The organism is Kitasatospora sp. NPDC096128, assembly GCF_040303105.1.
GTDB lineage: Bacteria > Actinomycetota > Actinomycetes > Streptomycetales > Streptomycetaceae > Kitasatospora.
This window is the reverse complement of record NZ_JBEOSP010000028.1, coordinates 98,723-118,624: the sequence shown is the minus strand read 5'-3', so window position 1 is coordinate 118,624 and position 19,902 is coordinate 98,723. Positions and strand designations below refer to the sequence as shown.

Annotated in this window: 20 protein-coding genes; 6 read left to right on the top strand and 14 right to left on the bottom strand. The window is 73.3% G+C overall.

Translation table 11 applies throughout. The annotated features are described in order from the left end of the window. Positions 1-278 precede the first annotated feature (278 nt). The 3 genes from ABTY61_RS27910 to ABTY61_RS27900 all read right to left on the bottom strand — a co-directional run bounded on the left by ABTY61_RS27910 (position 279) and on the right by ABTY61_RS27900 (position 2,188). Complete coding sequence (locus tag ABTY61_RS27910; RefSeq protein WP_350507838.1) at positions 279-1,076, bottom strand: DUF3710 domain-containing protein; 798 nt, start codon at positions 1,074-1,076, stop codon at positions 279-281. Positions 1,077-1,145: 69 nt separating this feature from the next. After that, on the bottom strand, positions 1,146-1,613 hold the full coding sequence (gene dut / locus ABTY61_RS27905; RefSeq protein ID WP_350507837.1) for a dUTP diphosphatase: 468 nt from the start codon (positions 1,611-1,613) through the stop codon (positions 1,146-1,148). Beyond that, positions 1,610-2,188 (bottom strand): PaaI family thioesterase, encoded by a 579-nt coding sequence (locus ABTY61_RS27900; RefSeq protein ID WP_350507849.1) that lies wholly within the window; start codon positions 2,186-2,188, stop codon positions 1,610-1,612. Before ABTY61_RS27900 ends, dut begins: the two co-directional genes overlap by 4 nt. Before the next feature lie 136 nt (positions 2,189-2,324). On the opposite strand from ABTY61_RS27900, the gene ABTY61_RS27895 reads away from it, so the two are divergent. Beyond that, positions 2,325-2,774 (top strand): DUF3093 domain-containing protein, encoded by a 450-nt coding sequence (locus ABTY61_RS27895; protein ID WP_502895446.1) that lies wholly within the window; start codon positions 2,325-2,327, stop codon positions 2,772-2,774. 226 nt (positions 2,775-3,000) lie between these two features. Here ABTY61_RS27895 and ABTY61_RS27890 read toward each other — a convergent pair whose 3' ends face one another. The 4 genes from ABTY61_RS27890 to ABTY61_RS27875 form a co-directional block, all read right to left on the bottom strand. After that, on the bottom strand, positions 3,001-3,300 hold the full coding sequence (locus ABTY61_RS27890; RefSeq protein WP_030057692.1) for a DUF4193 domain-containing protein: 300 nt from the start codon (positions 3,298-3,300) through the stop codon (positions 3,001-3,003). A gap of 542 nt (positions 3,301-3,842) precedes the next feature. Next, positions 3,843-4,826 (bottom strand): acyl-ACP desaturase, encoded by a 984-nt coding sequence (locus tag ABTY61_RS27885; protein ID WP_350507835.1) that lies wholly within the window; start codon positions 4,824-4,826, stop codon positions 3,843-3,845. A 301-nt stretch (positions 4,827-5,127) separates the two neighbouring features. Then, positions 5,128-6,432 carry a sensor histidine kinase gene (locus ABTY61_RS27880; RefSeq protein WP_350507834.1) on the bottom strand — a complete coding sequence of 435 codons (1,305 nt, stop codon included), beginning with the start codon at positions 6,430-6,432 and terminating at the stop codon, positions 5,128-5,130. A 168-nt stretch (positions 6,433-6,600) separates the two neighbouring features. After that, positions 6,601-7,254: a response regulator transcription factor gene (locus tag ABTY61_RS27875; protein WP_063349384.1), complete on the bottom strand. Its 654-nt coding sequence runs from the start codon at positions 7,252-7,254 to the stop codon at positions 6,601-6,603. A 445-nt stretch (positions 7,255-7,699) separates the two neighbouring features. On the opposite strand from ABTY61_RS27875, the gene ABTY61_RS27870 reads away from it, so the two are divergent. Continuing rightward, positions 7,700-7,885, top strand: coding sequence for a hypothetical protein (locus ABTY61_RS27870; protein WP_030285471.1), 186 nt, complete (start codon positions 7,700-7,702; stop codon positions 7,883-7,885). 138 nt (positions 7,886-8,023) lie between these two features. Here the strand turns inward: ABTY61_RS27870 and ABTY61_RS27865 are convergent, their stop codons facing one another. Together ABTY61_RS27865 and ABTY61_RS27860 are read right to left on the bottom strand one after the other, a co-directional pair. Then, positions 8,024-8,842, bottom strand: a complete 819-nt coding sequence (locus tag ABTY61_RS27865; RefSeq protein ID WP_350507833.1) for an inositol monophosphatase family protein — start codon at positions 8,840-8,842, stop codon at positions 8,024-8,026. 23 nt (positions 8,843-8,865) lie between these two features. Beyond that, complete coding sequence (locus tag ABTY61_RS27860) at positions 8,866-10,008, bottom strand: ferrochelatase (protein WP_350507832.1); 1,143 nt, start codon at positions 10,006-10,008, stop codon at positions 8,866-8,868. Between the two features lie 131 nt (positions 10,009-10,139). Here ABTY61_RS27860 and ABTY61_RS27855 point away from each other — a divergent pair, with 131 nt between their 5' ends. Next, positions 10,140-11,408 (top strand): MFS transporter, encoded by a 1,269-nt coding sequence (locus ABTY61_RS27855; protein WP_350507831.1) that lies wholly within the window; start codon positions 10,140-10,142, stop codon positions 11,406-11,408. Between the two features lie 123 nt (positions 11,409-11,531). Then, entirely contained in the window at positions 11,532-12,854 is a 1,323-nt protein-coding gene (locus ABTY61_RS27850) for a D-arabinono-1,4-lactone oxidase (protein WP_350507830.1), read from the top strand. A gap of 9 nt (positions 12,855-12,863) precedes the next feature. Here the strand turns inward: ABTY61_RS27850 and ABTY61_RS27845 are convergent, their stop codons facing one another. Beyond that, positions 12,864-13,715, bottom strand: a complete 852-nt coding sequence (locus ABTY61_RS27845) for a hypothetical protein (protein WP_350507829.1) — start codon at positions 13,713-13,715, stop codon at positions 12,864-12,866. A gap of 517 nt (positions 13,716-14,232) precedes the next feature. On the opposite strand from ABTY61_RS27845, the gene sepH reads away from it, so the two are divergent. Beyond that, positions 14,233-15,312: a septation protein SepH gene (sepH, locus tag ABTY61_RS27840; protein WP_350507828.1), complete on the top strand. Its 1,080-nt coding sequence runs from the start codon at positions 14,233-14,235 to the stop codon at positions 15,310-15,312. Between the two features lie 58 nt (positions 15,313-15,370). Here the strand turns inward: sepH and ABTY61_RS27835 are convergent, their stop codons facing one another. Further along, positions 15,371-16,246: a sulfurtransferase gene (locus tag ABTY61_RS27835; RefSeq protein WP_350507827.1), complete on the bottom strand. Its 876-nt coding sequence runs from the start codon at positions 16,244-16,246 to the stop codon at positions 15,371-15,373. A gap of 177 nt (positions 16,247-16,423) precedes the next feature. Between ABTY61_RS27835 and ABTY61_RS27830 the strand changes: the two genes are divergently transcribed. Continuing rightward, the gene (locus ABTY61_RS27830) at positions 16,424-17,167 is read left to right on the top strand and encodes a VOC family protein (RefSeq protein WP_350507848.1); all 744 of its coding nucleotides are present in this window, start codon (positions 16,424-16,426) and stop codon (positions 17,165-17,167) included. Positions 17,168-17,213: 46 nt separating this feature from the next. Here ABTY61_RS27830 and ABTY61_RS27825 read toward each other — a convergent pair whose 3' ends face one another. From ABTY61_RS27825 to ABTY61_RS27815, 3 genes are all read right to left on the bottom strand, one after another. Beyond that, a complete protein-coding gene (locus ABTY61_RS27825; protein ID WP_350507826.1) occupies positions 17,214-17,870 on the bottom strand; it encodes a thymidine kinase in 657 nt (218 codons plus the stop codon). 61 nt (positions 17,871-17,931) lie between these two features. After that, positions 17,932-19,119 (bottom strand): alkaline phosphatase family protein, encoded by a 1,188-nt coding sequence (locus ABTY61_RS27820; protein WP_350507825.1) that lies wholly within the window; start codon positions 19,117-19,119, stop codon positions 17,932-17,934. A gap of 124 nt (positions 19,120-19,243) precedes the next feature. After that, positions 19,244-19,843 (bottom strand): DUF5998 family protein, encoded by a 600-nt coding sequence (locus ABTY61_RS27815; protein ID WP_350507824.1) that lies wholly within the window; start codon positions 19,841-19,843, stop codon positions 19,244-19,246. Positions 19,844-19,902 lie beyond the last annotated feature (59 nt).

Genomic DNA, 19,902 nt, shown 5'->3' with positions numbered 1-19,902 from the left:
TGACTTTTGGCACGCTGTTGAGTTCTCAAGGAACGGACGCTTCCTTCGGACCGCCTTCCAGCGGGCCCTCCGGGCGCTTCGTTCTTTCGTGTTTCAAGCTTATCAGATGTTTTCCGCTCCGTTTTCCGGAGTTTCATTCATCGGATTCGCTTTCCGCTTTGTCGCCCCGGTCTCCCGCGGCGACTCCGGAACTGTACGGGGACCAGCCCGCCACATGCAAATCGCCTCCGCCCGGGGCTCCGGGCGGAGGCGATCCGCGGAGATGATCCTCGCGAGGGTCAGCGAACCTCGGTGATCTCCGGACCGCGCGAGAACGGGTCGAGCGAGCCGTAGCGGCCCTCTCCCTCGGCCGCGGCGGCAGCAGCCCCGCCACCGTCGGCCACCATCTGGGCGTCCTCGGGGAGCTTCAGCACGATCGGGTCGCGCGGAGCCATCGGGGTCTCGCCGCGGACGACGACGGTCTGCCGGAAGACCTGCTCCAGGATCCCGGCCATCTCGGGCTGCACGGCGGCCTGGCCCGAGATCACGCCGCGCAGGAACCAGCGCGGGCCGTCGCAGCCGACGAAGCGCACCAGCTGCACGCCCTGGGTGCCGTCCGGCAGCTGCACCGGGACCTGGGCGCGGAGGTGCCAGCCGAGCGGGCCCTCCTCCTCCTCGACCTGGCCGCCCTGCGCGGTGATGCCGTTGGCGATCTCCTCGCGGACCTCCCCCCAGATGCCCTCCGACTTCGGGGCCGCGAAGGCCTGGAGCTGGATGGCGCTGTTGCCGAGCACGAGGGTCGCCGCGACGATCGCGTCTCCGGCGACCTCGACGCGCAGTTCCATGCCCTCGACGCCGGGGACCAGCAGACCCCCGAGGTCGACCCGTCCCTCCTCCGGCGTCTCCAGCTCGGAGTGGTCCCACGGGCCGTCCGGCCGCGGGGCTGCCGGCAGGCCGACCCTGTCGGCCGGGTCCAGCTCGGTCACGTTCTCGCTCTCGGCGGAACCTTCGACGTCATCGGGCGTCTCGTCGGCGCTGATGGCGTCGTCGGCGAGCTGCTCGACAGCGTCCTCGCTCTTCTGGCGACGACGGAACACGGTCACTGTCCTTCCCGGTCCAAGACCGATGCGAATACCTGCTCGGCTTCCTGCGAGGCCGCGGGAATGCTAGACCGCGGCGTGGCCACCGGTCGACCCGAACCCGCCCTCGGCACGTGCCGACCCAGGCAGCTCGGCCACCTCGTGGAAGCGGGCCTTCTCGACCTGCTGGATGACCAGCTGGGCGATCCGGTCCCCTCGGCGGAAGCTGACCCCCTCGCGCGGGTCCAGATTGACGACGATCACCTTGATCTCTCCACGGTACCCGGCATCGACCGTCCCCGGGGCGTTCACGAGAGCAACTCCGCAACGAGCTGCCAGCCCGGAGCGCGGGTGGACGAAGGCCGCGTAGCCGTCCGGCAGGGCGACGGCGATGCCGGTGGGGAGCACCGCCCGCTCGCCGGGGGCCAGCTCGGCGTCGACTGTGGTCCGCAGGTCGGCACCGGCGTCCCCGGGCTGCGCGTACTCGGGCAGCGGCAGCTCGCCGTCGATGCGCCTGATCAGGACGTCCAGCTGCGGACGGGGGGTCTCGCTCAAGGGTTCACCTCAAAGGCTCGTGCGCGCTTCATCAGATCCGGGTCGTCGAGGACCTTCTCGATGTCCTCGGGACGACCGTGCGTGGTGAAGTGTTCCAGCTTCACCTGGATGAACAGTGCCTGAGCACGCACGGCGACCGGTCCGTCCGGGCCCCCGATCCGCCCCTCGGCGGCGCTGTAGATCTTGCGGCCGTGCACCCCGGTGATCCAGGCGCGCAGGTGCAGCACCGAGTCGACGGGCACCGGGCTGAGGAAGTCGGTCTCCAGCCGGCCGGTCACCGCGGGGGCGTGCAGCAGCCAGTTCAGCGTTCCGAGGGTCTCGTCCATCGCCGTGGTCAGCAGGCCGCCGTGGGCCAGCCCGGGACCGCCCTGGTGGACGTCCCGGACGCGGAACTCGGCGGTGACGTCCAGGCCCTCGCCGGCGACCGCGTCGATCCGCAGACCGCCGGGGTGCTGGGGGCCGCAACCGAAGCAGTGCTCGTAGTGGGAGCCGAGGCGGGTGCCGGGGGCGGGCGCGTGGGGGTGGCGCTCCGGGATCACGGCGTCCGGCGGCGGGGTGGTCGGGGTCGGCGGCAACGCGGGCGCCGGCCGGTCGGTGGGGGTCGTGGGGGTGGTCGTACCGGTCACGGCTCGCCAGCCTACCCAGGGGTAGCAAGCCCTCCGGTGGGGGTGGCGTCCCGACCCGGGCGTCAGGGCGCCCACAATGGAGGGCATGTACGACGAACGCCTCACGGTGCCGCGCTCCTGGTTGCTGCTCCCGGTCGCAGTCGGTCTGACCCTCGCACTGATCCTGATCCGGGTCAGCGGGCCGGCCGCCCTGGTCGGCCTGGTGGTCGGCATCGCCGTCGGCGCGGTGGCGATCAGCAGCTACGGCTCGGCCCGGATCCGCGTGGTGCAGGGCTCGCTGGTGGCCGGACCGGCCCGGATCCCGGTGGAGGCGCTGGGCGCCGCCCACGCGCTGAGCCCCACCGAGGCGGCGGCCTGGCGCGGCCCGAAGGCCGATCCCCGCGCCTTCATGCTGCTGCGCAGCTACGTCCCGACGGCGCTGCGGGTCGAGGTGAGCGACCCGGCCGACCCGACGCCCTACCTGTACCTGTCGACCCGCTCGCCGATGAAGCTGGCCGAGGCGCTGGAGGAGGCCCGGCGCGGCGCCCGTACCTAGCCGACGCGCACAGGCCCCGAAAGACCGAGAGGGACGGTTCCGCTGCTGCGGGACCGTCCCTACGACTTTGTCCTGACCGGCACGCGGCCGACCGACTCCGTCCTCCCGGGCCCGTCCGCGAGGACGGTCCGCGGACCTGCCGTCCGGCCCCGCTGCCCGGGGCCGGAAGGGGCGGTGTGCCGGTGCCGCGGGAGCCACGGGCACCTGGCGCTGTCCGCTGCGGTGCTCAGGCGCCGCAGTCCCGGCAGATCGGGTTGCCGTTCTTCTCGCTGTAGAGCTGGCTGCGGTGGTGAACCAGGAAGCAGCTCATGCAGGTGAACTCGTCCGCCTGCTTGGGCAGGACACGGACGGCGAGTTCCTCGTTCGAGAGGTCGGCACCGGGAAGCTCCATGCCCTCGGCGGCGTCGAACTCGTCGACGTCGACGGAGCCGCCGCCCTTGTCGTTCCGCCGAGCCTTGAGCTCCTCGATGCTGTCTTCGTTGAGCTCGTCGTCGGTCTTGCGTGGGGTGTCGTAGTCGGTTGCCATTGTCGCTCTCCCCCTCCGGGTTTGTGCGGTGTGTGCGGTATCTCCAGCGCACGTAACGCATGGGGGGTCGGTCTTGTGCCCGACCCGAGGCGGAGATTTTGCCTTACTTCAAGCCCTGTTACTCAATCGACACTCAGCCAGGGCTCCGTTGGGGTGATCCTCCAGGGCGCGGAAGGCCTCACGCTGGGCCATCTTCGACCCGCCGTGAGCCCTCTGAACCGGCGACTCACAGTGATCGGAAGCCGTACTGGTGTCCGCCCAATCCCTTGCCCACCAGCGATGCCGACCAATCCTGCGGACCGACGGCAGGCCGGATTCCGGTCACGGACGGCGATCGGCTGCCCCGATGGGGTGATCACTCTCCGGGGTCACCCGGAATCGCGGAGCGACACGATGTGAGCTTGGTCACGTTCAGAATCTTCCGGGGCAAACCACGGAAAATCCACCCACTCCGCCCCCTCCTCCAGGGGGCGTGACGGCCCGGCGGGAGCGCCCCCGCCGGCGTCCCGGTCGCCGTCCTGGCCACCGTCCCGGCCGACCTGCTAGCCCGCGTTGCGGCGGGCCTCCCGGCGGGCCAGCAGCGCGGCCTGGCGCTCCTCGAACTTGCGCGCCTGTCCGTCCAGCCCGTCCAGGAAGACGCCCAGCTCGTTCTGCGCCAGCAGGCCCTCCGGGCCGAGGCCGTCGAGCTCCATCACGCGCAGCTTGCGCAGCACCGGCTGCAGCACGTCGTCGTGGTGGATGCGCAGGTTGTACACCCCGCCGATGGCGATCTGGGCGGCGGCGCGCTCGAAGCCGGGGATGCCGTGGCCGGGCATCCGGAAGTTGACCACCACGTCGGCGATGGCGCGCATGGCCTGGTCCGGGGCGATCTCCAGGGCGGCCTTCAGCAGGTTCCGGTAGAAGACCATGTGCAGGTTCTCGTCGTTGGCGATCTTCGCCAGCAGCTGGTCGGCCAGCGGGTCGCCCGCGTACTTGCCGGTGTTGCGGTGCGAGATGCGGGTCGCGAGCTCCTGGAAGGCCACGTACGCGACCGAGTGGAGCATGCTGTGCGAGTTGTCGGACTCGAAGCCCTCGGACATGTGGGACATCCGGGCCCGCTCCAGCTCCACCGGGTCGACGGCCCGGGTGGCGAGCAGGAAGTCGCGGATGGCTATTCCGTGCCGGCCCTCCTCGGCGGTCCAGCGGTGCACCCAGGTGCCCCAGGCGCCCTCGCGGCCGAACATGGTCGCGATCTCGTGGTGGTAGCTGGGCAGGTTGTCCTCGGTCAGCAGGTTCACCACCAGCGAGACCCGGCCGAGCGGGGTCACCTGGGACTGGTCCAGCGACCAGGCCTCGCCGCCCAGCACGCCGTCGAAGTCACGGCCCTGGCTCCACGGCACGAACTCGTGCGGCATCCACTCCTTGGCCACGCCCAGGTGGCGGTTGAGCTCCTTCTCGACGACCTCTTCGAGGGCCAGGATGAGCCGCGTGTCGGTCCAGCCGCTCGATCCGAGCGACGGGCTGCTCTGCACAGGGGCGATGGTCACGGTCTTGCTCCTGGGGACGGATACGCGCTGGACGGGCGCGTTGGGCGGGCACGCGTCGTGTCGGGAGCCTTCGGCGGACGAGCCGGCGGGCGCACTTACGGTTGCGTAGGTTACGACACCGTAAGTTGCTCGGGGCGGAAAAGACAAGCCGCCCCCGCCAGGCCTTATGTCGTCTTGACGGGCCTGGCGGGGGCGGCTGGGAACGGTCGCCCACGGAACGTGGCAGCACCGGGGGCCGCCACGGCGGGAACGGCGTCGCGCCGTGGGGCGCCGTGGCGGCGAGGAGGGGCCTGGAGGGTCGCTAGGGCGAGGGAATCCGCACCCGCATGGTGAGGCCGCCCCCGGCGCGCGGGGTGGCCTCGATGGTGCCGCCGTGGGCGCGCACCACCGAGCGGACGATGGACAGGCCCAGGCCGACCCCCTTGTCGCTGCGGGTGCGGTCGGCGCCCTTGATCCGGCGGAACGGCTCGAAGATGTGCTCCAGCTCGTACCCGGGCACCACCGGGCCGGTGTTGGAGACCACCAGCTCGCCGCCGCCCGGCACGGTCGCGGTGGCCAGCTCGACCCAGCCGCCGGGGGTGTTGTAGCGGACGGCGTTCTGCAGCAGGTTGAGCGCCAGCCGCTCCAGCAGCACGCCGTTGCCCGCGACCACCGCCGGGTCGAGCTTGGACCGCAGCTCGACCTCCCGCTTGTCGGCCTCGCCCCGGGTCTGCTCCAGCGCCCGGGTGGCCACCTCGGACAGCTCCACGGCGCGGCGGTCGGTCAGCTCGTTCTCGCTGCGGGCCAGCAGCAGCAGGCCTTCCACCAGCTGCTCGCTGCGCTCGTTGGTGGCCAGCAGGGTCTTGCCGAGCTGCTGGAGGTCGGGCGAGGCGGCCGGGTCGGAGAGCTGGACCTCCAGCAGGGTGCGGTTGATCGCCAGCGGGGTGCGCAGCTCGTGCGAGGCGTTGGCGACGAAGCGGCGCTGGGAGTCGAAGGAGCGGTCCAGCCGGTCCAGCATGTCGTCGAAGGTGTCGGCGAGCTCCTTGAGCTCGTCGTCCGGGCCGTCCAGCTCGATCCGGCGGTGCAGGTCGGAGGAGGCGACGTCACGGGCGGTGCGGGTGATCCGGCCGAGCGGGCGCAGCACCCGGCCGGCCATCGCGTAGCCGGCCGCGAAGGCGATCACGGCGAGGCAGACGAGCACCGTGAGCAGCTTGCGCAGCAGGGTGTTGAGCGCCTGGCCGGCCTGGAAGGAGCGCTGGTCGTTCAGCCACTGGTCGAGCGCGGACTGAGTGGTGATGACCTGGCCGTCCGCCGTCCGCACGGGGATGCCGTTGAGCACCAGGTGGGGCTGGCCGACCTGCTGGAGCGCCTGCTGGACGAAGAAGTACATCACCAGCAGCAGCACCACGCCGGCCATCAGGAACACCCCGCCGTACAGCAGGGTGAGCCGCATCCGGATGGTCGGGCGGAACGGCAGCCAGGCGAGCAGGCCGTCGCCGGGGACGTAGGTCTCGGGCTGGCCCGGGCGGGTCGGGCGCGGCGGGTGCACGGGCTTGGGCGGTACGGCTCGCGGGCCGCCGGCGGGCGCGCCGGAGGGCCCGCCGGCCGGGGGCGGCGGGGTGGTCATGATCGTCCTCTCGGGCGTCCGCCGGGGCGGGCGCTGGGTACGGCGGGGGATCCTCGGGGGCACGGCCCGGGGGATGGAGTCCGGAGCTCGGTTCTCCGGGGTTCGAACTCCGGGGGGCGGACTCCGGGGGTCAGGTTCCGGGGTTCGGACTCCGGGGGCGGGTTCCGGTCAGATCCGGTAGCCGGAACCGGGCACGGTGACGATCACCGGCGGGTCGCCGAGCTTGCGGCGCAGCGTCATCACGGTGACCCGCACGACGTTGGTGAACGGGTCGGTGTGCTCGTCCCAGGCCTTCTCCAGGAGCTGCTCGGCGGAGACGACCGCGCCGCCGGCCCGCATCAGCACCTCCAGGACGGCGAACTCCTTGGGCGCGAGCTGGACGGTGCGCCCCTCGCGGATCACCTCGCGCCGGCCGGGGTCGAGCGAGATACCGGCCCGCTCCAGCACCGGGGGCAGCGGGACGGTCGCGCGGCGACCCAACGCCCGCACCCGGGCGACGAGTTCGCTGAAGGCGAACGGCTTCGGAAGGTAGTCATCGGCGCCGATCTCCAGGCCCTCGACCCGGTCGCTGATGTCGCCGGAGGCGGTCAGCATGATCACCCGGGTGGCCAGGCCCTGCTCGACCACCTTGCGGCAGACGTCGTCGCCGTGGACCAGCGGGAGGTCGCGGTCCAGGACCACCACGTCGTAGTCGTTGACCGCGATGCGCTGGAGCGCGGCCTCCCCGTCGTACACCACGTCGACGGCCATCGCCTCGCGGCGCAGGCCGGTCGCGACAGCCTCGGCGAGCAGCTGCTCGTCCTCGACGACGAGAACCCGCACGGTCGTTGTCCCTTCTCCAGGCCGGCCCCGGAAGCGGACGCACGGCTCCGACGGTGCCTCCATCCTGCCTGGTCCTGCGGTAAAGCAGCGATAAGCTGCCCCTCGGGCAGGAAGCCCGGACCACGTGGCGGCGACCGTTCGTATCGGGAACGCTCCGCTTGGACTGTGACACGGGCAACTTTCTTCCGCCGGGAGGTTTCCCCGCCCCCCGGGCGGGGAGGACAGCTGCACACCCGCGATCTGGCTGATGGCCGATCGCACCCACCCGCCGTGCGTTCATCCGCGCCGGCCCTGGGGCTGGGACGTCACCGGGAGCGGCCGAAGGGCCGTCTCCGCGCCCGACCGGAGATCCACCACCCGTCGGACCGGGCGCATTCACCGGCTGAACCCTCCTCGGGGCGGAGAACGTACGACCGTGCACGTCCGACACAGTAAGGGGGCCCGTATGGACGCCTTCAAGGCCGGAATCCTGCAGCGCATAGCCAACGCCGAGCAGGACCTGCACCGCGCGATCGAGGCCGGGGACGAGTTCCTCGCCGAGGTGGAGCAGTCCGAGCTGGACGACCTCCGTCGTCTCGCCGCCGAGCACGGTGTGGACACCGTGCTGGACCGCCACCGCACCGCCGCCTGACCCGACGCCGGTCCTCCGGCACCAGCGGCCCTGCGGGGGCCGTGCGAAACCCCAAGCCCTGGCATCCCCCGTGTGCCAGGGCTCTTCGCATGTCCCGAGGGGTTCTCGCCGGGGGCCCTCCGGATTCCCGGGGCCGGGTCAGTCCGCCCAGGCGCGCAGCTCGGCCAGCCGCTCCTGGAGCGGCTGGTACACGCCCGGGGCGGCGGCCACCGTCAGCTCGCCGTCCGGGCCGTGCCCGGGGCGTCCGCCGACCAGGGCGCCGGCCTCGGTGGCGATCAGGCAGCCGGCCGCGCGGTCCCAGGGGGCGAGGCCTCGCTCGTAGTAGCCGTCCAGCCGCCCGGCGGCCACGTCGCACAGGTCGACCGCGGCCGCCCCGCCCCGGCGGACGTCCCGCACCTCGGGCATCAGTGCCAGCAGCACCTCGGCCTGGCGCACCCGCACCGGCTGGACGTAGTTGAACCCGGTGGCGATCAGCGCCTGGCCCCAGGGCGGAGCCGGGCGGGCCGAGATCGGCCGGCCGTCGAGGCGGGCGCCGCGGCCCAGCACGGCGTGGAACAGCTCGCCGCGGGCCGGTACGTACACCACCCCGACGGCGGCCCGGCCGTCCACCTCCGCGGCCACGCTGACCGCCCAGGAGGGCAGCCCGTACAGGTAGTTGACCGTTCCGTCGAGCGGGTCGACGACCCAGCGCACCCCGCTGGTGCCGGGCCGCTCGGTGCCCTCCTCGCCGAGGTAGCCGTCCTGGGGGCGGCGCTCGGCGATCAGCTCCACGACGAGCTTCTCCGAGGCGAGGTCCATCTCGGTGACCACGTCGACCGGACTGCTCTTGGTGCCGGCCACGCCGAGGTCGGCGGGGCGGCCGTCGCGCAGCAGGGCGCCGGCCTGCCGGGCCGCGTCCAGGGCGACGTCGAGCAGGTCGTCGAGGAGCCGGTCGTCGGGCTGGGCGGGGGTGGGCACGGGGTTCTCCTCCGGAAGGGGGTTCAGCACTCGGCGGCGGCCGGGCGCGGGGTGCGCGGGTTGGGGCAGCAGGCCACCGCGCAGACGTCGTGGCTGGGGCCGAGCGCGCCGAGGGCGCAGCGGGTCACGGCCTCGCCGCGCTCGGTGGCGGCCCGCTCCAGGACGAGCTCGCGGACGGCGGCGGTGAACCGCGGGTCGGCGCCGACGGTGGCCGCGCGGGAGACCGGCAGGCCGAGTTCGGCGGCCTTGGCCACGGCCTCGGTGTCGAGGTCGTACTTGACCTCCATGTGGTCGGAGACGAAGCCGATCGGGACCATCACCACGGCCGGCGCGCCGTCGGCGTGCTGGGCCTCCAGGTGGTCGCAGATGTCCGGTTCCAGCCACGGGGTGTGCGGGGCGCCGCTGCGGCTCTGGAACACCAGCTGCCACGGCCGGTCGGCCACGCCGGTGCGCTCGGCGACGGCCGCGGCGATCAGCCGGGCCACGTCCAGGTGCTGGGCGACGTAGGCGCCGCCGGGGGTGCCGCGGGCCGGGTCGTCCGGGGCGCCGGAGGTCTCGGCCATCGCGTCCGGGATGGAGTGGGTGGTGAAGGCCAGCCGGGCGCCGGGGCGGGCGGCCTCGGGCAGCTCGGCGAGCGCGGCCAGGGTCGCGTCGATCATCGGCTCGACGAAGCCGGGGTGGTTGTAGAAGTGCCGCAGCTTGTCGACGGTGAGCGCCGGACGCCCCTCCTCGGCCAGCGTGGCCAGCGCGTCGGCCAGGTTCTCCCGGTACTGGCGGCAGCCCGAGTAGCCGGCGTAGGCGCTGGTGGCGAGCACGGCGATCCGGCGGTGGCCGGCCTCGGCCATCTCCCGCAGGGTGTCCACCAGGTACGGGGCCCAGTTGCGGTTGCCCCAGTGGACCGGCAGGTCCAGCCCGTGCTCGGCGAAGTCCTTGCGCAGGGCGGTGAGCAGCTCGCGGTTCTGCCCGTTGATCGGACTGACCCCGCCGAACATGAAGTAGTGCTTGCCCACCTCCTTGAGCCGCTCCCGGGGGATGCCGCGGCCCCGGGTGACGTTCTCCAGGAACGGGACGACGTCCTCGGGAGCCTCGGGCCCGCCGAAGGACAGGAGCAGCAGGGCGTCGTACGGGGCGGCGCCGGAGGGGGAGGGTTTGCGCGCGTCGGACATGGCACCGATCCTGCCACTGAGGGGTCGGACACCGGCACCGGGACCGCGCGGGCGTCCGGAAAATACCGTTTGCCAACCTACGTAAGCTGTCTAAGCCAGCGTCGTTCCTTACCCCACTGCCCGGAGTTCCCGTGCTGTCCAGCTACCGCCGAATATTCGCCGCGTCCGGCACCGTGGCCTTCTCCGCCACCGGCTTCGTCTCCCGGCTGCCGATCTCGATGACCGGCATCGGCATCGTGACCATGCTGTCCCAGCTGCGCGGCTCGTACGGCGTGGCCGGCCTCGTCTCGGCGGCCCTGGCGGTCTCCGCCGCGGTCCTGGGCCCCCAGGTCTCCCGGCTGGTGGACCGGCACGGCCAGGCGAGGATCATCGTCCCGGCCATGGCCCTCACCATCGGCTCGGTCGTCGGCCTGCTGCTCTGCGCCCGGCTGGACGCCCCGGACTGGACGCTGTTCCTCTTCGCCGCTGGCATGGGCGTCATGCCGAGCACCGGCGCCATGGTCCGCGCCCGCTGGGCGCACCTCTACCGCGAGGACGCCGACCGGCTGCACACCGCGTACTCCTTCGAGGCGGTGGTCGACGAGGTCTGCTTCATCGTCGGCCCGATCCTCTCCATCGGCCTGGCCACCTCGGTCTTCCCGGAGGCCGGCTTGCTGCTCGCCGGGATCTTCCTGACCGTCGGCGTGCTGCTGTTCGCCGGCCAGCGCTCCACCGAGCCCCCGGTCCACGAGGCCGCCCGGCACCAGGGCGGCTCGGTGATCCGCAACCGCGGCCTCCAGGTGCTGATCCTCACCTTCGTCGCCACCGGCGCGATCTTCGGCTCGGTCGAGGTGGTCACCGTCGCCTACTCCGAGGCCCAGGGGCACAAGTCGGTCTCCAGCGTGATCCTCGCCCTGTGGGCGCTCGGTTCCTGCCTGGCCGGGGTGGTGTTCGGCGCCCTCAGGCTCACCGGCTCCATGGCGAAACGATTCTTCCTCGGTGTGCTGTTCATGGCGCTCAGCATGGTGCCGATCCTGCTGGTCGCCCACGCCGTGCACGGCATCGGCGGGCTCGTCGCGGTCGGCGCCGCGCTGCTCGTCGCCGGCATCGCCATCTCCCCCACCCTGATCACCGCGATGGCCCTGGTCGAACGGCTCGTCCCGGCCGCCCAGCTCACCGAGGGCATGACCTGGACCACCACCGGCCTCGCCCTCGGTGTCGCGGTCGGCTCCTCCGCCGCGGGCTGGGTGATCGACGCCTCCGGCGCCGCCGCCGGCTACTGGGTCCCGCTGACCGCCGGCGCGCTCGGAGCACTCGCCGCCCTCGCCGGACTCGGCCGGCTGCGCGCCGGACTCGCCTCCGGACACCCCGCCGACCTGGCCGACGGAACGTCCGGCCGACCCGTAGACGTCGAACGGTGAACTGACTAATCTCGCCCTACCCGCGGCCCTACCCGTGGGTAGGGCCTGTCCCCCGGGATCCCCCGGACCAGGCCGCCCCGGACCGCGCCGACCCGTTCGGCCACGGAGCAGGAGGCAGCGCAGATGCCCCAGGCCAGCACCGCGACCCGCACCCGGTGGACCAACTGGGCCGGCAACCAGAGCGCCGACCCGGCCCGCACCGCCACCCCGGGCACCGCGGAGGAACTGGCCAGGGAGCTCGCGCGCGCCGCCGAACAGGGCCGCAGCGTCAAGGCCGTCGGCTCCGGCCACTCCTTCACCGCGATCGCCTCGCCCGGCGACGGCCTGCTGGTCCGGCCCCACGCGCTCACCGCCGTCCGCGCGATCGACCGCGAGGCCGGCACCGTCACCGTCGAATCCGGCCTCCCGCTCAGCCACCTCAACCGGCTCCTCGCCGGCGAGGGCCTCTCCCTCACCAACATGGGCGACATCGAGGTCCAGACCGTCGCCGGCGCCACCAGCACCGGGACCCACGGCACCGGCCGCGACTCCGGCTCGCTCGCCGCCCAGGTGCGCGCCCTGGAGATCGTGCTCGCCGACGGCAGCGTCCGGCACTGCTCCCCCACCGAGAACCCCCGGCTCTTCCAGGGCGCCCGGCTCGGCCTCGGCGCCCTCGGCGTGATCACCGCCCTCACCTTCGGCGTCGAACCGGCCTTCCTGCTCACCGCCCACGAGCAGCCGATGGCCTTCGACGAGGTGCTGGAACGCCTCGACGACCTCACCGCCGTCAACGAGCACTTCGAGTTCTACTGGTTCCCGCACACCGCCCGCTGCGCCACCAAGCGCAACAACCGCAGCCAGGGGCCGGCCGCCCCGCTTCCCCGGTTCAAGGGGTGGCTGGAGGACGACTTCCTCTCCAACACCGTCTGGGAGGGCGCCTGCCGGGTCGGCCGCCGCTTCCCCGGCTCCATCCCCTCGATCGCCTCGCTCGCCAGCCGCGCCTGGTCCGACCGCAGCTACACGGACACCGCGTACAAGGTGTTCACCAGCCCGCGCAAGGTCCGCTTCCTGGAGATGGAGTACGCCGTCCCGCGGGCCGCCGTGGCCGAGGTGCTGCGCGAGCTGAAGGCCCTGGTCGAACGCTCCGACTGGAAGGTCAGCTTCCCGGTCGAGGTGCGCTTCGCCCCCGCCGACGACCTCTGGCTCTCCACCGCCTCCGGCCGGGACAGCGCCTACATCGCCGTCCACCTCTACCGGGGCACCCGCGACCAGGGCTACTTCACCGGCGTGGAACAGCTGATGACCGCCCATCAGGGCCGTCCGCACTGGGGCAAGCTGCACACCCGCGACGCCGAGTACCTGGCCGGCGTCTACCCGCACTTCGGGGACTTCACGGCGCTGCGCGACGAGGTCGACCCCCAGCGCCTGTTCGGCAACGACTACCTGCGGCGGGTACTGGGGGCCTGACCGGGGGCCTCAAGGCGTCCCGGTGGCGGGCGGGGGCGGCGCCACCGTCGCGTTCGCCGGGGCGTCGCCCGGTACCGGCGGCTGCGGCGTGGCCCCATCGGTGGGCCGGCCCGAACCGCCCGCCGACGGCGAGGCGCCGGCCGACGGGCTCGCACTCGGACCCGCCGAGGGCGAGGCGCTCCCGCTCGAACCGCCGCTCGGGGTGGCGGTCGGCTCCCGGCCGGGCCGCGTCGTCGCCGGGGCCGACGCCCCGCCGGACGGCGGGTCCTGCGAACCGCGCCCGGTGGACGGGCGCTGCGAGGGGACGTCCGGCGGCGCCGGATCCTTGCCCGTCACCGTGCCGCCGAAGGACGTCCCGCTGCCGGTCTCACCCCGCACCGTCGCCGAGAGCGGCTGCTGAGTGGCCACTTCGAACGCCACGATCGGCGTCATCGCCAGGACGAAGACCAGCCCGGAGACCGCCGCGTAGCCCTTCCAGCCCAGCCGCCGGCGCGCCCGCACCACCTGCGGCTCGTTCCACTCCGAGGTGATCACCGGCGGCCCGGCCGGCTCCCCCGCCGGGTCCTCCTGCTCCGCCGGCACCTGGCGCAGCCCGTTCACCGCCAGGTTCGGCCCGCGGTCCACCGCGTCGCGCAGCTGCTCACCGGTCCGCCGGAACACGTGCTGGAACACGGCGCCGCCGGTGGTGGCCCCGATGCTGACCACCGCCGCGCCCATGATCGTTCCGTACACGCCGAGTTCGGAGGCGAGCAGCGCGCCCACCACCGCGGCCAACGCGCTCGCCGCGACCTGAGCCATGCTCAGATCGATCCGCTTGCGCTCCTCCTTGCCGCCCTCCTCGGCGGGGCTCCGCTCCGGCATCAACATCCCTCGGTCCGTACGACTCCGACTCGAACAAGTTTCTCCATCTTGCCCAAAGAAGGACACAAGGGGCGAAAATGCGGTTCTCCGCGCCCGGATTGTGTGAAGATGATCACCGTTCATCCGGCGATGGTCCGCCGTCAGGGGTGCGCGCTCTTGAGATTCCCGTGAATCGCGGGAGACTTGAGCGGCGAGCCGCCCCTTCGGATGCCACGAATGGAGTACTGTTCGTAAAGCCCGAGCCTTGGGTCGACTTGTCGACTGTGCCTTCACCGACAGCTTGACGAAGAGCCACTGAACGGGCACGCACGGCGACGCCGGTCCCGGATCGTCGCGAACACTCCGCGTGCGAGGACGGCCGGGACACCCAGGCGCGACGTCGACGGATGACGTGGCAAAAAGGCAACCGTGCCACAGCGGCGCAGCCGGGCGTAAGCCCGACACGCCGGGGAACTCAGCAAGGTTGTGGCCAGTCGCGAGTGGGCAGGCCACACTCAGTACGGGAGCAGCGACGCAGGTGACGTCGGCAGGCACCACCCGGGAGGTAACCGTGCCCGAACTGCGGGTTGTGGCCGTCAGCAACGACGGCACACGGCTGGTGCTCAAGGCTGCCGACAGCACGGAGTACACCCTCCCCATCGACGAGCGGCTGCGCGCCGCCATCCGCGGCGACCGGCCGCGCCTCGGCCAGATCGAGATCGAGGTCGAGAGCCACCTCCGCCCCCGGGACATCCAGGCCCGGATACGAGCCGGAGCCTCCGCCGAGGAGGTCGCCCAGGCCGCCGGCATCTCCGTCGACCGCGTCCGCCGCTTCGAGGGGCCGGTCCTCGCCGAACGCGCCTTCATGGCCGAGCGCGCCCGCAAGACCGCCATCCGCCGCAACGGCGAGTCCCCCGGGCCGCAGCTCGGCGAGGCCGTCGCCGAGCGGCTCGCCCTGCGCGGCGCCGAGAAGGACACCGAACGCTGGGACTCCTGGCGGCGCGACGACGGCACCTGGGAGGTCATCCTCTACTACCGTGCCGACGGCGAGGGCCGCAGCGCGTCCTGGACGTACGACCCGCCCCGGCGCCTGGTCCAGCCCAACGACGACGAGGCCCGCGCGCTGATCGGCGAGAGCGTCGAGCGCGAGGAGGACTCGGTCTTCCCGTTCATCCCGCGGATCGCCCGGCTCCCCCAGGACCGGCCGCCCCGCCCGATGATCGACCGGCCCTCCGCCGACCGCATCATGTCGGCCCGCGAGGTCCGCGAGTCGCGCGAGGCCACCGCCGAGTCCCGGGACTCGCTGACCAGCCTGCTCGACGTGGTCCCGGCCTTCCGCGGCGACCTCGCCGTCGGCGGCCCCGCCCCGATCGAACCGGTGCCCGCCGAGGTCGCCGAGGAGAACGAGGAGCCGGCCGCGGCCGCCGCCCCGGCGGTCGGCGCGGGCTCGGCCTACGCCGACATCCTGATGCCGCGCGCCGTCGCCCCGCACCGCGAACGCCTGGTCGGCACCACCGACCGGCAGGCCGAAGCGGACGGCGTCCGGCCCGGCCGCCGGGCCACCGTGCCCAGCTGGGACGAGATCGTCTTCGGCAGCCGGCGCAAGAAGCAGGAGTAGTACCGACGCCGGAGGGGCGGGAGGCCGGGCCTCCCGCCCCTCCGGCGTGTCCGGGGACTCAGCCCGGCTGGTCGGTCACCGCCACCGGGCGGCTCGCGTCGCTCGACCACTCGCTCCACGAACCCGGGTACAGCACCGCGTCCAGACCGGCCGCCTCCATCGCCAGGATCTGGTGCGCCGCCGTCACCCCCGAACCGCAGTACACCGCGGCCTTCCGCTCCCCCACGCCGAACGCCCGGAAACGGTCCAGCAGTTCGGCCGCCGGGCGGAACCGCCCGTCCGGGCCCACGTTCTCGGAGGTCGGTGCCGACACCGCGCCCGGGATGTGCCCGGCCCGCGGGTCCACCGGCTCGGTCTCGCCCCGGTAGCGCTCGCCGGAACGGGCGTCCAGCAGCAGGCCGCTGCGCGCCCAGGCCGCGGCGCCGTCCGCGTCCAGCGTCGGCAGCTGCCCCGGCACGGGCTTGAAGTCGCCCTCCGCCGGCTCCGGCAGCTCGGCCGTCACCGGCAGCCCGGCCGACTGCCAGGCCGCGAAGCCGCCGTCCAGCACCCGTACGTCGCGGTGCCCGGCCCAGCGCAGCAGCCACCAGGCCCGGGCCGCCGCCATCGACGCCGCACCGTCGTACACCACGACCGGACGCCCGGAGCTCACCCCGAACCCGCGCATCGCCGCACCGAACTCCTCCGGATCCGGCAGCGGGTGGCGCCCGCCCCGGCCCGGGGCGCCGGGCGGGGCCGCGAGGTCCCGGTCCAGCTCGACGAAGTGCGCACCGGGCAGGTGCCCGGCCCGGTACTCCTCGGCCGCGGTCGGGCCGCCCGGCGCGGCACCGACCAGCTGGTAGCGCACGTCCAGCAGCACCGGCGGGCGCGCGGAGGCGAGCGCCTCCCGCAGCTCGGCCGCGGAGATCAGCGGGGAACCGTCGTTGAAGGTGGTCATGCCGGCCATTGTCGCGCAGCGCGCGCCCCTGGTGCCCGAACCACCGCTCTTTGTGCGCTCTTTGCCGGACTTTCCGCGCGGGTCGAGGGTTGGGCGCGCGCCAGAGTGGAAGCATCACCCTCGCGCGCCCGGATTTCCGTGCGCCAACCACCCGTGAGGAGGCCCGCATTGCCCGCGGTGGAACTCCGACTGGCCCAGGGCACGCCCTGCTGGGTCAGCCTGCTGACCGACGACCTGACCGGCGCCCAGGCCTTCTACGGCGAGCTGCTCGGCTGGACGTACTCCCCCGGGCCGGGCCAACTCGGCGCCTACGTCCGGGCCGAGCTCGACGGCGCCCCCGTCGCCGGCCTCGGCGTCTCCACCGCCACCGGCTTCCCGGTGCAGTGGACCACCTACTTCGCCGTGGACGACGCCGACCACACCGCCCAACTGGTGCGCGAGTGCGGCGGCACCGTCGCGGTCGGGCCGCTGCAGGCCGAGGCCGCCGGGCGGATGGCCATCGCCTCCGACCTCTCCGGCGCCGTCTTCGGCCTCTGGCAGGGCGAGGAGCACCTCGGCCGGGAGGCCGGAACGGAACCCGGCGGCCCAGCCTGGGCCGAACTGCTCACCCCCGACGCCGACGGCGCCGCCGTCTTCTACGGCGCGGTGCTGGACCGCCCGGTCCGGCCCGCCGCCGACGAGACCGCCCTGCTGGTGCACGGGCGCCCGGTCGCCGGCATCCGCCACCACGCCGACCTGCGCGGCCACCCGCCGCGCTGGCGCACCCACTTCGCCGTCCGGGACGCAGCGCTGACCGCCCGTCACACCGTCGAACTCGGCGGCCGCGTCCTGGTCGAACCGCACGACACCGCCCGCGGCCGCGCCGCCCGGCTGGCCGACCCGCAGGGCGGGCACTTCTCGGTGCTCGAAGCCGCGGGCTGACCCGCCCGGCTCGAAGCCGCAGGTCAGCGCGCCCGGCTGGGAGGCCCTACGCCTGCTGCTCCTCGAAGGGCAGCACGTCCGGGGAGAGCACCGAGGCGCGCGCGGTCGCGGCGGTCATCCGGCGGCGGTGGTGGCGGCGGCACAGCACCTCGTAGCCGATCTCGTCCTCGCTCACCGAGATGTCGCCGATCACCACCTGGGCGCCCTCGACGACCATCACCCCGCCGACCGTACGGGCGTTGTGGGTCGCCCGCCCGCCGCACCAGCACAGCGCCTCGACCTGGAGCACCTCCACCCGGTCGGCCAGCTCGATCAGCCGCTGCGAACCGGGGAACAGCCGGGTGCGGAAGTCGGTGGTGATGCCGAAGGTGTAGACGTCGATGTCCAGCTCGTCGACCACCCGGGCCAGCTGGTCCACCTGCTCGGCAGCGAAGAACTGGGCCTCGTCGCAGATCAGGTAGTCCACCCGGCCGCCCGCCGAGAGCCGCTGCACCACGTGCGCGAGGAAGTCGAAGTCGTCCGTCACCTCGACCGCGTCGGCGCGCAGGCCCAGCCGGCTGGAGATGGTGGCGGCGCCGGCCCGGTCGTTGCGGGTCAGGATGACGCCCTGTCGGCCGCGCGCGGCGTGGTTGTGGTCCATCTGCAGCGCCAGCGTCGACTTGCCGCAGTCCATCGTGCCCGAGAAGAACACCAGTTCAGCCATGGGTGGAGCAAGGGCCTTTCACATCAAGGGGGTTCGGGCACAGGGAAGTCAAGGGTCCGACTCAGCCCCGGACTTCGAGGAGCGGCACGAACTGCTCGACCGGGGTCATCGAGCCGTGCAGACCGATCATCGCGGACTCGCCGGGCTCGTTGCGGGAGGCGATGATCGCGATGTCGTCGCGCGCCGCGGCGACCACGTCGCCGATCCGCCGGTACACCCGCTCGTCGACGGTCGGACCGAACCAGCCCGCCTCGATCGCCTCGTCCCGGGTGGCCACCCACATCCGGTCGCCCAGCACCTCGCTCCAGACCGTGTGCACGTCGGCCGCGGCACCCGGCACCGCGTACACGTGCCGGGCCCGGCCCTCGCCGCCCAGCAGGGCGACACCCGCACCGAGCTCCCAGTCCTCGTCGAAGTCGATCCGGTCCTCGGGGGCGATGTCGATCATGCCGTGGTCCGCCGTCACGTACATCGCCGAACGCGGCGGCAGCTGCTCGGCCAGCCGACGGGCCAGCCGGTCCACCGCGTCCAGCGTCATCCGCCACTCGTCGGAGTCCACCCCGAAGCGGTGGCCGGCGCCGTCCAGCTCGCTCACGTAGGTGTACACCAGCGCCCGGTCGTGCTCGGCCAGCCAGGAGGCGGCCAGGTCCATCCGCTCCTCGCCGGTGGTGCGGCCCAGGAAGGTGCCGCCGGACAGCGCCACCCTGGTCAGCGGGGTCTGGGCGAACAGCGGAGAGGACACCTGGGCGGTCGCCACTCCGGCCCGGTGGGTCTGCTCGAACACCGTCGGGTACGGCTGCCAGACGTGCGGGTCGGTGTGCGGCTGCCAGCGCAGCTGGTTCATCAGGTAGTCGGTGCCCGGCACCGCCACCGTGTACCCGGCCAGGCCGTGCAGGCCCGGCGGCGTACCCGTGCCGACCGAGGCCAGCGAGGTCGCGGTGGTCGACGGGAAGCCCGCGGTCAGCGGACGGCCGGAGCCGCCCATCGAGCTCCCGGCCAGCGAGGACAGGAACGGCGCGTACTCGGGGTGGCGCAGCAGCAGCTCCCAGCCGAGGCCGTCCACCAGGAACACCACCGCCCGGTCGGCCGGGGCGATCGGCAGCGTCGCGGTGAACCCCGGGACGCCCAGCCCCGCCGCCACCGAGGGCAGCAGGTCGCAGAGCGAGCCGCTGCCGTACGGGGGCGCGGGGGCGGCGGCCGGGTCGAGGATCTCGAAGGCGTCGTAGCCGTCGGAGGGTGCGAAGGACATGGAACCGGATTCGTAGCGGGCGGGACCGCGGGCAGGAGCGCGATCGGGGACGGCGGGGGCTCGGACGGGACCGCGGTCGGGAACGACGGCGCTCGGCCGGGAGCGACGGGGCTCGGCCGGGGCCTCAGACCCGCGGAGCGTTGTCGATCGTCGCGTCGGACAGCGCCCGGGCGAACACCAGCGCCTGGGCCACCGTCTCCGGGCCGTCGCCGGCCTCGCTCACCCGCAGCGAGAGGTCGTCGGCCGTCGCCGAGCCGGTGTAGCCGTGGTCGGCCTCGCAGTTCGGGTCCGAGCAGCCGGCCGGCTCCAGGTCCAGGCGCTGCACCGCGCCCCAGCCGATGGTCAGCACGACCTCGCGCGGCAGCGTGCCCGGCGTGTACGTCTCCGGGTTCGCCACCATCCGGCTCAGCACGACCGAGCCGATCCGGTCCAGCCGGACGCTCTCCGTCGAGGTCGTGGCGAACGGCACCGCGGGACTGCCCGCGTCGCCCGACTGCTCGTCGGTGTGGCTCACCACGAAGCGGGTCGGGGTCAGCACCAGCACCGTCACGTGCCGACGCACCTCGTTGGAGTCGAAGGTCGTCTCCTGGTGCACCAGGTAGGAGCTGATCGGCTCCGGGCCCACCGCGGCCTCCACCGCCTCGGACACCAGGGCCGGGTAGTAGCCGCTGCGCTCGATCGCCGAGCGCAGGTCCTGAGTGGTGGTGGTACCGGTCTTCGCCATAACTCCATCCTGGCATGGTCCGCCGACGAAGCGGGCGGCGCGGCGCCGAGCTTCGGACA

Excerpts from the sequence above, each read along its gene's own strand:
- ABTY61_RS27895 (WP_502895446.1), top strand. The coding sequence starts at position 2,325 with ATGTACGACGAACGCCTCACGGTGCCGCGCTCCTGGTTGCTGCTCCCG.
- ABTY61_RS27890 (WP_030057692.1), bottom strand. The coding sequence starts at position 3,300 with ATGGCAACCGACTACGACACCCCACGCAAGACCGACGACGAGCTCAAC.
- ABTY61_RS27880 (WP_350507834.1), bottom strand. The coding sequence starts at position 6,432 with ATGACCACCCCGCCGCCCCCGGCCGGCGGGCCCTCCGGCGCGCCCGCC.
- ABTY61_RS27870 (WP_030285471.1), top strand. The coding sequence starts at position 7,700 with ATGGACGCCTTCAAGGCCGGAATCCTGCAGCGCATAGCCAACGCCGAG.
- ABTY61_RS27860 (WP_350507832.1), bottom strand. The coding sequence starts at position 10,008 with ATGTCCGACGCGCGCAAACCCTCCCCCTCCGGCGCCGCCCCGTACGAC.
- ABTY61_RS27850 (WP_350507830.1), top strand. The coding sequence starts at position 11,532 with ATGCCCCAGGCCAGCACCGCGACCCGCACCCGGTGGACCAACTGGGCC.
- ABTY61_RS27845 (WP_350507829.1), bottom strand. The coding sequence starts at position 13,715 with ATGCCGGAGCGGAGCCCCGCCGAGGAGGGCGGCAAGGAGGAGCGCAAG.
- ABTY61_RS27835 (WP_350507827.1), bottom strand. The coding sequence starts at position 16,246 with ATGACCACCTTCAACGACGGTTCCCCGCTGATCTCCGCGGCCGAGCTG.
- ABTY61_RS27825 (WP_350507826.1), bottom strand. The coding sequence starts at position 17,870 with ATGGCTGAACTGGTGTTCTTCTCGGGCACGATGGACTGCGGCAAGTCG.
- ABTY61_RS27820 (WP_350507825.1), bottom strand. The coding sequence starts at position 19,119 with ATGTCCTTCGCACCCTCCGACGGCTACGACGCCTTCGAGATCCTCGAC.
- ABTY61_RS27815 (WP_350507824.1), bottom strand. The coding sequence starts at position 19,843 with ATGGCGAAGACCGGTACCACCACCACTCAGGACCTGCGCTCGGCGATC.